Genomic DNA, 11,021 nt, shown 5'->3' with positions numbered 1-11,021 from the left:
TACATCGACCTGACGTAACTTGGCGACGATCTCTTCCGGCTTGTGGCGCTTCCTGGGCATTGTGGTCCTCCTGTCTGCCTCAAGACATACTTCAAGGTGGACCAATTCAATGGGGGTGAATCACTGCTTGACGGTCTTTCCGGACGCGCTCTTGCGCGGTTGGACCAACGTGGCGAAGAACGAACCGTCGTTCAGAGCCAACAGTTCTGAACTGAATGCGGATGCCGCCTGGATGAGAGGCTCGAGTTCGCGACCGGCAATCGGCTTCGTCATGGCTTTCCCCTTTATACGCGTCACGCAAATGCATTAACATAACGTAACATATCAAACCGCGATCGCGTTGCAATGGTGTATCAAAAGAGGAATCGCAACCTACTCGTGTGCGGCCCGCATTCTCGCCAGCAAAACCCACCTCAGGTTGCATTTCGATCGGCAACGAACGCCGCCTCCCTCAACCGGCGGTGGATGTATTTTCGCCATCGACACGATCGCCCGAGACGTTCAGGAACAGGAGAAAACCAAGGGATTCCGTGAACGTCAGGTGGTCACGGCTGGGTTGCTTCCCGGCAGACGGTGCGCTTGAAGCGATTCCTCGCGCAATGGAGCAATGCAAAATCCGCAAGCCTCATTTGCGTTTATGCAATCATCCGCGACGCGCTCATGGCCAGACGCCGTTCACCGGCCAGATGGCCGCTGCCCGGGATGTCTCAATCCCGCCCGTTGCCGTGATCGCGAGTAAAAGAATTCCTTGCCGGAATCGGCGGACGTGGAGAAGGTGTCATTCAGCAGATGGAACAGTTGCTGCGAGGCTCCACCGAGCGAAAGCCCGCCGCATCGTTGACTTTCCGGGCCCTGTATTTCGCCCCAGCGACAGAGCACTTTGGCATGGACTTGCGGAACACAGCGAGAACAGCTACCTTGTTCTCGCTTTGTTTTCCAGAATCGCTCCGTTCCGGAGCAGTAAGGGTCTGTCATGCTCACGCGCAAGCAGCACGAATTGCTCCGCTTCATCCATGAGCGGCTGCGTGAAACCGGGGTCCCACCGTCCTTCGACGAGATGAAGGACGCGCTCGATCTCAAGTCGAAATCCGGCATTCACCGCCTCATCACGGCGCTCGAGGAGCGCGGTTTCATCCGCCGCCTGCCGAACCGCGCCCGTGCCCTGGAGGTGATCCGCCTGCCCGAATCCGTCGGCGCGGCCGCCGGTCAGCGCCGCTTCACCCCGAGCGTGGTCGAGGGCGGCCTTGCCGAGAAGAAGCCCGCGCCGCAGCCGGTGGCCGAGGAGCGTTACCGCGACAGCGCGACGATCCCCGTCATGGGCCGGATCGCTGCCGGTACGCCGATCTCCGCGATCCAGAACCGTAGCCATTCGATCACCCTCTCGGGCGATTTCCTCACGCAAGGCGATCATTTCGCCCTGGAGGTGCGCGGCGACTCGATGGTGGAAGCCGGCATTCTCGACGGGGATCTCGTGGTGATCCGCAGACAAGACACGGCGAATACGGGCGACATCATCGTGGCCCTCATCGACGACGAGGAGGCGACCCTCAAGCGCTTCCGCCGTCGCGGCTCCTCCATCGCTCTCGAAGCCGCCAATCAGGCCTACGAGACCCGCGTTCTCGGTCCCGACCGGGTGAAGATCCAGGGCAAGCTCGTCAGTCTGGTCCGCCGCTACTGATGTCCTCTTCAGACCAATCCTGCTCGGGGACCGGCCGCGCCATGCGCGGCCTCTCCCGAGCGGGAGCAGAAGGCGCATCCGCCACCGCTCCCCAAGGTCGGACCTCCCTTCCCTTCTTCACGGATTGAATGTCCAAGGCTTCGGTTTTCAAGCGGATCGCGGTCGCCCCGCGCACGTCGAGGGCCTTGCGGTCGAGCACGACGGCCGCTCTGCAATAATCCGGCGCATCGAGGCGCGTAATGACGATTGCGGCGCGGCGGCAATCCTCCTCGAACGCCGCCGCCTCCAGCACGAAGGCTATGGAGCCGTGCGCCCCATGCTCCACGATGCAGCCCAGCCTATCGCATCGCGCAGCCTTCCTGAGCGATGTGTCGTCGGCGGTGCGGCCATCGCCATCCGCCCGCAGCCATTGCTCGGCCACGAATCCTGACGGCCTGCCGACCAGCGTGAGTTCTCCGCTCGCGGCGCGGATCGCAGCCCCTGCTCCGTCGCGGTCGACGTAGATGTCGTAGCGCAGCGGCGTCGCCGCGACTGCCAGTCCCGCGCCGGCGGGAATGAGCGCAAGCCATCGCAAATGCGAGGCGGAGATCGTCAGGATGAGAAGGCCCGCGCTCAACAGCGCCAATGCGCCTGTTCCGAGCGCGGGCACGACGAGCGTCGATCCGTCGAAAGCACCGACCCATGCGGAGACATCGAGCACCTTCGAGACGGCCAATCCCATCACTTTCCACACCGGCACGTCCAGGCCGAAGGGATAGGCCAGCACGCCGAGAACGGCAGCAGGCATGACGACCAGCGATACGAGCGGCAGAGCGAGCGCATTGCCGATCAGCCCGTAAGGGTTGAGGCTCTGAAAGTGATAGGCCGAGAAAGGCGCCGTCGCGAAGCTCGCGACGAGGGTCGTCGTGACGAGAGCCAGGGCCGAGCGTCCGGCCCAGGACAATCCCCTGTCGAGCAGCGTCGCGGGCCCGCCTTCGGTCCGTCTGCGTTGCATCAACGGCACGAGAGCCATCATCGCGGCGACCGCGCTGAACGACATCTGAAAGCTCGGCCCCAGCAGCGCCTCCGGCTCGCGGGCGAGCACGACGATAGCCGCGATGGACAGATTGCGCATGCTCAGCGCCGGGCGATCGACCAGCACGGCGCCGAACATCACGAGCGTCATGATGAGTGATCGCTCGGTCGCCACATCCGAACCGGAGAAGACGCAATAGGCCGTAGCTCCGATCATCGCGGCAACCGCGGCGATCTTCTTCACCGGCCACAGCAGAGCGAGGCTTGGACTGAGCACAAGAAGCGCGCGCACGAGCCAGAAGAACGTCCCCGCCGCGAGCACCATGTGAAGGCCCGAGATGGAGACGATGTGGTAGATCCCAGCCGCGCGCAGCACATCGTTCGTCGGCTCGCCGATCAGCCCGCGCTTGCCGGTCACGAGGGCCGCGCCGACGCCGCCCGCCGGTCCGCCGATGGCCGTTGCGATGCGGTGGGTGAGCGCATTACGCGCAGCATCGACCCGGGTGGCGAGCCAGAGTGACCAATCGGGTGCGACCGGCGGCTCCACATGCCGCACAGGGCCCGTAAAGGAGCCGACGGCGCCGATCCCCTTGTAATAGGCATCGCGCGCGAAATCATATCCGCCGGGCCAGGCGGGTTGCGGCGGGGGAAGCAGGCGCACGGTGCCCGTGATGAATTGTCCGGCCGAGAGGCTACCGCTCTTTCGGATGGAAACGCGCACGAGCTGCGGTCGCTCGACATCGGCCACGCCGTCCAAGGCAACGACGCGCAGCAGGACGCGCTGACCCTGCTCGCGGTCCTCCACGGCCTCGACGAAACCCGAGACCGGCGCGATCGTCATGCGGGTCAGAACCGGAGCCGCGACGCTGCGTGTGCGGACGACCCCCGCCGAAAAGCCCGCGAACACGGCGGCGAGGCCGATGCTGAGGACGAGGGCAAGGAAGTTCTTGCGCAAGCCTACGGCCGAAGCGGCACAGAGGGCACAAGCGCCGAGGGGCGCCCAGAGGGAAGGCTTCTCGGCCTGAAAGAAGAGGAGCACTCCCATGCCGAAGCAGACCGCGAGCCAGGGAAAGAGCCGTCGTTGCGCGATCTCGTAGGCGAGACAGCGCCGCAGCCATTCCCGCCCATCGAGAGCGCCCCAGTCAAGGGCCAGGCCGGACGGGCGCGGCAGCACAAGGGCCCGCGCGGTGCTGCGCGGGATCCGGCTGGGCTCTCCTTTGTTGTCTACCGTCATGGCTATGGCTTAACGCGGGCTCGGTTGCATGGTAGACGAGCCCACGCTACGGCCCAAGCCGCCCTGTGGATGAGCCGAACGAACGCAGCTTGCCGCCAAGGCCGCGCAATCATTTGAGAATTTCAACGAAGGTTCCCTGCGATGACCGTTGTCACCCGCTTCGCTCCCTCGCCCACCGGCTTCCTGCATATCGGCGGGGGACGCACGGCCCTGTTCAATTGGCTCTATGCCAAGCGCCATGGGGGCAAGATGCTGCTGCGGATCGAGGACACGGACCGGGAACGCTCGACCGAGGCGGCCATCGAGGCGATCCTCGACGGCCTCAACTGGCTCGGCCTCGATTGGGACGGCGACGTCGTCTATCAGTTCTCCCGCGCGCCCCGGCATCGCGAGGTCGCCGAGACCCTGCTCGCTCAAGGACGCGCCTATTACTGCTACGCCACTCCGCAGGAGCTGGAGGAGATGCGCGAGACCGCCCGCAAGGAGGGCCGCCCCTCCCGTTACGACGGACGCTGGCGTGACCGCGATCCGTCCGAGGCTCCGGAAGGCGTGAAGCCCGTGATCCGGCTCAAGGCTCCCACCGAGGGCGAAACCGTTGTCGAGGATGAGGTGCAGGGTCGAGTGGTCTGGCAGAACAAGGATCTCGATGATCTGGTACTGCTGCGCTCGGACGGGACGCCCACCTACATGCTCGCCGTGGTGGTGGACGATCACGACATGGGCGTGACGCACGTGATCCGTGGCGATGACCATTTGACGAATGCCGCCCGCCAGACGCAGATCTACCAGGCGATGGGCTGGGATGTGCCGAAGATGGCGCATGTCCCGCTCATTCACGGGCCGGACGGCGCCAAGCTGTCGAAGCGCCACGGGGCGCTCGGCGTCGAGGCCTACCGGAGCCTGGGCTATCTGCCGGCGGCTCTGCGCAACTACCTCGTGCGCCTCGGCTGGAGCCATGGCGATCAGGAGATCTTCTCCACCGAGGAAATGATCGATGCTTTCGATCTCAAGAACATCGGCCGTTCTCCCGCGCGCTTCGACTTCGTGAAGCTCGAGAATCTCAACGGCCACTACATGCGCCAGTCGCAGGACGAGGATCTGGTGCAGGCCATCGAGGCCATTCTGCCCGAGATCGGTCCCGAGCGCGGCCTCGGCCCCACCTTCAGCCCGGACCTGCGACAGAAGCTGCTGGCGGCCATGCCCGGTCTGAAGGAACGGGCCAAGACCCTCGTCGAGCTCCTGGACAGCGCCTATTATCTCTATGCCCAGCGCCCCCTGAAGCCGGACGAGAAGGCCGCCAGCCTGCTCGCGGACGGGCGCACCCGCCTTTCCGGAATCGTGGAGAAGCTGCGGGCCGTCTCTGACTGGAATCCCCAGAGCGTGGAGGCCGTGGTGCGCGAGCATGCGGACGCCATCGGCGCGAAGCTCGGGCAGGTGGCGCAGCCCCTCCGCGCGGCCCTCACCGGCCGGGCGACCTCACCCGGGCTCTTCGACGTCATGGCGGTTCTCGGCCAGGAAGAAACGCTATTGCGCCTTCAAGACCAGTTGAGCGGTGCGCCTGCTGCATAGCAGGCGCATACCGCCTATAGACATGCTTGCCCCTCACCAACGGATAAGCTACCGAGGGGACCATTCTCCCACCGACCGGCTGACCTCGGTCCGGCAGACCAAGCCCGGGGCCCCTCCTCGGACCGCTTGGTTGCTCTAGGTTATGCCCGGCCTCCTGCTGAAAGGTCGAAGACCCATGAGTTCCAACACAACACTCAATGTCGACAACAAGGCCGTGGAACTAGCGGTGAAAGAGGGCACGATCGGCCCGAGCGTCATCGATATCGCGAAGCTTTACGCGCAGACGGGGATGTTCACCTACGATCCCGGCTTCACGTCGACTGCGGCCTGCGAGTCGAAGATCACCTATATCGACGGCGACGAGGGCGTTCTCCTGTATCGCGGCTACCCGATCGATCAGCTGGCCGAGCACGGCGACTTCCTCGAAACCTGCTACCTGCTTCTCTACGGAGAGCTGCCGACCGCCGCTCAGAAGGCCGATTTCGATTATCGTGTCACGCGCCACACCATGGTGCACGACCAGATGAACCGGTTCTTCACCGGCTTCCGCCGCGACGCCCACCCGATGGCCATCATGGTGGCGAGCGTCGGTGCGCTCTCGGCCTTCTATCACGACTCGACCGACATCTCCGATCCGCAGCAGCGCATGGTCGCGTCCATGCGCATGATCGCCAAGATGCCGACGCTCGCCGCCATGGCGTACAAGTACTCCATCGGCCAGCCCTTCGTGTATCCGCAGAACGACCTGGACTACACCTCGAACTTCCTGCGTATGTGCTTCGCCGTGCCCTGCGAAGAGTACAAGGTGAACCCGGTTCTCTCTCGCGCGCTCGACCGCATCTTCATCCTGCATGCCGACCACGAGCAGAACGCCTCGACCTCGACGGTGCGCCTGGCCGGCTCCTCGGGCGCGAACCCCTTCGCCTGCATCGCCGCCGGCATTGCCTGCCTGTGGGGCCCCGCCCATGGCGGCGCGAACGAAGCCGCTCTGAAGATGCTCGAGGAGATCGGCACGCCGGATCGTATTCCCGAATACATCGCTCGCGCGAAGGACAAGAACGATCCCTTCCGCCTCATGGGCTTCGGCCACCGGGTCTACAAGAACTACGACCCGCGCGCCAAGATCATGCAGAAGACCACCCACGAGGTCCTCAGCGAACTCGGCATCAAGGACGACCCGCTCCTCGACGTCGCCATGGAGCTCGAGCAGATCGCCCTGAAGGACGAGTACTTCATCGAGAAGAAGCTCTATCCGAACATCGACTTCTATTCGGGCATCACCCTCAAGGCGATGGGCTTCCCCACCTCCATGTTCACGGTGCTCTTCGCGGTCGCCCGCACGGTCGGCTGGATCGCCCAGTGGAGCGAGATGATCGAGGACCCGTCGCAGCGCATCGGCCGTCCGCGCCAGCTCTACACCGGCCCGACCGAGCGCAGCTACGTGACCGTCGCGCAGCGCGGGTAATATCTCCGCAAAGGACAAGAAAAGGGGCCGAAAGGCCCCTTTTCTTATTGATCTTCCGGATAAGCGATACCGATCCGTTCTACCCTCGGACGAACGGCTTTTACGAGCGCATTCTGGCAACGCGCATGGATGATGGAGAAGGCGCTAGGCGAGGTCTCAGAGTTTGTATTTAGCCTTTGAACACTTCTGCGACGATCCGCGCCGCGCGCTCGCTCACGCCAAACTTCGGCACTTGCCTATCTGATCAGAGAGTTTTGCAGCAACGTCCCTTGAACTAGATCTGACTGCCTTCCAGTTTCAAGTTCCCTGCGGATCAGTTCCTGTCACAGGCTCCTCAACTAATAAGGCAGACAATAATTAGCTGGATTTTGCGACTCATTGCTGTCGGTTGGGCCATGTTCAGCTTTTGGCTGGTGCTGCTGTCGTCCCTGGAATTTCGCATGCTGGGAAGCCCTTACGAGAGAACAACTGAACCATTCCTCGATATTCTGACCCTCGTTTGTCTCATCCAAGGCCTGTATTTTATCTTCCTGGGATTTAGCCGCGCTGGGCCGAGAGCTGTTTTTTTTGCCTAATGCTTTTCTCGTCAGCGCTCTTGGTCATAGCTCCTCTCATGCTCATCCCAGACTGCCCTCGGTTGACACCGTGTAGGCAGCTTTATGAGAAGATCACGAACACAAGAATAGACGATGGCGAAGGCGGTTAGTTAAGGCGTTAAGCCTTGCGCCCGGACTTCAGAACCTCCTCAACGATCCCTGCCGCCCGCTCGCTCGGGACCTCGTCGCCGATCTTCATGAGTTCATCGAGCTTGGTGAACGCCTCCATCTGCCGTCGCCTCTCGGGGCTGTCATTCATGAGAGGCAGCAAGGCGTCCCTGAGCTTCTCCGGCGTGCAATCCCACTGGATGAGTTCGGGGATGACATTCTCGCCGAGCACCAGGTTGGTGAGAACGATGGATGGCGCCTTGATGAGGTACTTCAGCACTTCCTCGACCTTCGAGACGCGATAGGCCACGACCATCGGCACGCCTGAGAGCCCGAGCTCCAGGGTCACCGTGCCGGAAGCGGCCAAGGCGAGATCAGCCTGGCGGAAAGCGGCCCATTTCTCGGCTCCGCCGAGCACGATCTTGGGCCGCACGCTCCACGTTTGCGCACGCGCCTCGATCTCGGCTGCGAGGTGGGAGACCGCGGGTATCGTGACGTCGAACGGACGAGGCGCCTGCTCCCTCAGGAGGCTCAGCGCTTCGCCGAAAGGCTCCATTAGGCGGCCGACCTCCGAGCGCCGGCTGCCGGGAAGCACGAGCAGCTTCAGAGGGGCGCTTGCATCGGCGCCGCGTTCGCCGGAAGCCGGTCTGATCTCCGCGAGACGCTCGATGAGCGGGTGTCCGACATAGGTCGTCGGCGGTCCGCCGAGGCGTTTATGTGCGTCAGGCTCAAAGGGCAGCAGCGCCAGGACGTGGTCCACATAGGCGCGCATCTTCGCGGCGCGGCCCGGACGCCAGGCCCAGACGGACGGGCTCACGTAATCGACGACCGGGATATGCGGCGCGCGCTTGCGCACGGTCTTGGCGACGCGATGGGTGAAATCGGGACTGTCGATGATGACGAGGAGATCGGGATTGGCGGCGACCACCGCATCCGCCGTCAGCCGGATCCGGTTCAGGATCGTCGGCAGCCGCCCGATGACGGCGACGATCCCCATCACGGCGATGTCCTCGAGCGGGAACAGGCTTTTCAGTCCCTCCGCCTCCATGGCATGCCCGCCGACGCCGCCGAAGCGCAGATGCCCCTCTCCCAGTCTCCCCTTCAAGGCGCGCATCAGTTTCGCGCCGAGCTGGTCGCCGGATTCTTCGCCTGCGACGATCCAGATGGTCCTCTGCGTCGTCTCAGCCATGACCAGCCTCCATCCAGGGCAGCTCGACCGTGACGAGGAAGAGGCCGAGACGATCCGCGAGGCGCAGCGTCTCGTCCTGCTCCAGCACGAAGGTGGAGCCCGAACCGACCGCGATGCCGGAGAGGCCCGCCTTCGCAGCCTCGGCAACGGTCCTGGGGCCGATGGTGGGCATGTCGACCCGTAAATCCTGGCCACGCTTGGCGGCCTTGATCAGGACGCCGCCCTCTCTGCGGCGGCGCAGACCGAACCATGACTGCCGCAAGTGCGCGACACGGGTCAGCATCCGGTCCGTACCCTCCGGCCCCTCGATGGCGAGCACATGGTTGCGGGCAATCACGGCCCCCTGCCCGATGTCGAAGGACGACAGCGAGGCGAGGAGTTCGAGCCCGACCGCGATGGCCTGACGATCGTCTTCGTTCGGTTCCCGGGAGCCCCTCAGGGTCGGGGAGGCAACGAGGTCGGGAGCGAGCTCGTGGGCGCCGATCACCCGGTGCCCACGCTCCTCGATGAGCATCACGGCTCCGCGCAGGACCTGGTCATCGCCCCGGGTGATGACCTCCTTGACCTCCTGCATGTTACGCAGAGCCGAATAGGCCCCGAGCAAGGCGGAGAAACCAGGACGCCGCACGGCTCCGGCGAGGGACACGGCCCGCGGCTGCCACCCGTCGAGGGTTTTCAGGATGGTCTTGAGATCGAGAAGATCCACATTCGCGTGAGCCTTGCCGCGCAGCTCGGCCGCGGCGAAGCCCCGGAAGGCGAGAACCCGATAATCCTGGCCGGTCTTCTCCAGATGATCCACGAGCCGAAGCGGAAGACGTCCTCCTCCCGCCAGCACCGCGATCGGTCCGTTCGCTGGTGTCCTGCTCTCGGGCTGCATGCGCAGCCTCAACCGGCGGAACTGACCGGATCCCGCGGGGTGCAGATCGAACGGTCCTTGCCCTCGCGAATGAAGTCGAGGATTTCGTGCACGAACGGATGATTGCCGAACTCGGCCGCCACGTCCTCGACGCGCTCCGAGAGCGTTCCCTCATCGGCGAACAGCAGGCGGTAGGCGCGGCGGATGTCGTGGATCTGCTCGCGGGTGAAATTGCGGCGGCGCATCCCGATGATGTTGAGACCGGCGAGATGGGCGCGGTTGCCCAAGGCCATGCCGTAGGGAATCAGATCGTTCTCCAGGCCGGACAGGCCCCCCACGAAAGCGTGGGAGCCCACGCGGGCGAACTGAATGACGGCGGAACCGCCGCCGAAGATCACGAAATTGCCGACCGTCACATGTCCCGCCAGCATCACGTTGTTGGACAGGATGCAGTCGTTTCCGACCTTCGTGTCATGGCCCACATGGGAACCGGCAAGAAAAGTGCAGCGGTCGCCGATGATCGTGCGCATCCCGCCGCCTTCGGTGCCGGGATTCATGGTCACGCCTTCGCGGATCATGCAATCGGCGCCGATCTCGAGCGTCGAGGGCTCGCCTCGATACTTCAGATCCTGAGGAATATGGCCGATGGACGCGAAGGGAAAGATGCGTGTCCGGGCACCGATCTTGGTTTTGCCCGCGAGCGCCACATGGCTCACGAGCTGGCAGCCTTCGCCCAGCTCGACCTCCGGCCCAACGGTGCAGAACGGGCCGATCTTCGCGCCGGCGCCGATCTTCGCTCCGTCCTCGATGACGGCGGTGGGATGAATCACGGTGTCCGTCATTCGCTCACCAGCATGGCGCTGACTTCGGCCTCGCAGACGAGCACGCCGTCCACCTTCGCCTCGCCCTTGTACCACCACATGTTGCGGCGATTGTTGAGCTTCTTCATGTGAAACTCGACCCTGTCGCCCGGCTCCACGGGTTTGCGGAATTTCACCTTGTCAATCGTCATGAAAAACACCTGCTTCGGCTTCGCCTGCTCGGCCATCTTGGCCTTCACGCAGATTGCGCCCGCCGTCTGAGCCATGGCCTCGATGAGGAACACGCCCGGAAAAATCGGGCGTGACGGGAAATGGCCCGTGAATTGTGGCTCATTGAAGGTGACGTTCTTGATGCCGATGCACGAATTGTCGCCGTCGATATCGATGATCTTGTCGACCAGCAGGAACGGATAGCGGTGCGGCAGCAGCTCGAGGATCTCGAGAATATCGGCGGTTTGAAGCGTGGTGGGCGCTTCGGACATGACTGAATA

General features: G+C 63.8%; 9 protein-coding genes. 3 read left to right on the top strand and 6 right to left on the bottom strand.

Annotated features, from left to right (window positions below; genetic code table 11):
- Window positions 1-120: 120 nt before the first annotated feature.
- A complete protein-coding gene (locus tag ACS5Q0_RS15935; RefSeq protein ID WP_473127632.1) occupies window positions 121-273 on the bottom strand; it encodes a hypothetical protein in 153 nt (50 codons plus the stop codon).
- A gap of 700 nt (window positions 274-973) precedes the next feature.
- Here ACS5Q0_RS15935 and lexA point away from each other — a divergent pair.
- Window positions 974-1,678 carry a transcriptional repressor LexA gene (gene lexA / locus ACS5Q0_RS15930; RefSeq protein WP_473127631.1) on the top strand — a complete coding sequence of 235 codons (705 nt, stop codon included), beginning with the start codon at window positions 974-976 and terminating at the stop codon, window positions 1,676-1,678.
- Here the strand turns inward: lexA and ACS5Q0_RS15925 are convergent.
- Complete coding sequence (locus ACS5Q0_RS15925; RefSeq protein WP_473127630.1) at window positions 1,656-3,926, bottom strand: ComEC/Rec2 family competence protein; 2,271 nt, start codon at window positions 3,924-3,926, stop codon at window positions 1,656-1,658. The two genes, lexA and ACS5Q0_RS15925, sit on opposite strands and share 23 nt — an antisense overlap.
- 141 nt (window positions 3,927-4,067) lie before the next feature.
- On the opposite strand from ACS5Q0_RS15925, the gene gltX reads away from it, so the two are divergent.
- Together gltX and gltA are read left to right on the top strand one after the other, a co-directional pair.
- Window positions 4,068-5,495: a glutamate--tRNA ligase gene (gene gltX, locus ACS5Q0_RS15920; RefSeq protein ID WP_473127629.1), complete on the top strand. Its 1,428-nt coding sequence runs from the start codon at window positions 4,068-4,070 to the stop codon at window positions 5,493-5,495.
- 175 nt (window positions 5,496-5,670) lie between these two features.
- Window positions 5,671-6,960 (top strand): citrate synthase, encoded by a 1,290-nt coding sequence (gltA, locus tag ACS5Q0_RS15915; RefSeq protein ID WP_473127628.1) that lies wholly within the window; start codon window positions 5,671-5,673, stop codon window positions 6,958-6,960.
- Between the two features lie 714 nt (window positions 6,961-7,674).
- On the opposite strand, the gene lpxB is transcribed toward gltA, so the two are convergent.
- The 4 genes from lpxB to fabZ are packed head-to-tail and all read right to left on the bottom strand — an operon-like array spanning window position 7,675 to window position 11,012.
- Entirely contained in the window at window positions 7,675-8,853 is a 1,179-nt protein-coding gene (lpxB, locus tag ACS5Q0_RS15910) for a lipid-A-disaccharide synthase (RefSeq protein WP_473127627.1), read from the bottom strand.
- Window positions 8,846-9,730: an LpxI family protein gene (locus ACS5Q0_RS15905; protein ID WP_473127626.1), complete on the bottom strand. Its 885-nt coding sequence runs from the start codon at window positions 9,728-9,730 to the stop codon at window positions 8,846-8,848. The genes lpxB and ACS5Q0_RS15905 overlap by 8 nt, the downstream gene beginning before the upstream one ends.
- Window positions 9,731-9,738: 8 nt before the next feature.
- Window positions 9,739-10,551, bottom strand: a complete 813-nt coding sequence (gene lpxA, locus ACS5Q0_RS15900) for an acyl-ACP--UDP-N-acetylglucosamine O-acyltransferase (protein WP_473127625.1) — start codon at window positions 10,549-10,551, stop codon at window positions 9,739-9,741.
- Complete coding sequence (gene fabZ, locus ACS5Q0_RS15895; RefSeq protein WP_473127624.1) at window positions 10,548-11,012, bottom strand: 3-hydroxyacyl-ACP dehydratase FabZ; 465 nt, start codon at window positions 11,010-11,012, stop codon at window positions 10,548-10,550. The genes lpxA and fabZ overlap by 4 nt, the downstream gene beginning before the upstream one ends.
- Between the last annotated feature and the right edge of the window lie 9 nt (window positions 11,013-11,021).

This window comes from Microvirga sp. HS2 (genome assembly GCF_055792805.1).
Note: the sequence above shows the minus strand (reverse complement) of the source record. Positions and strands in the feature narration are given on the sequence as shown.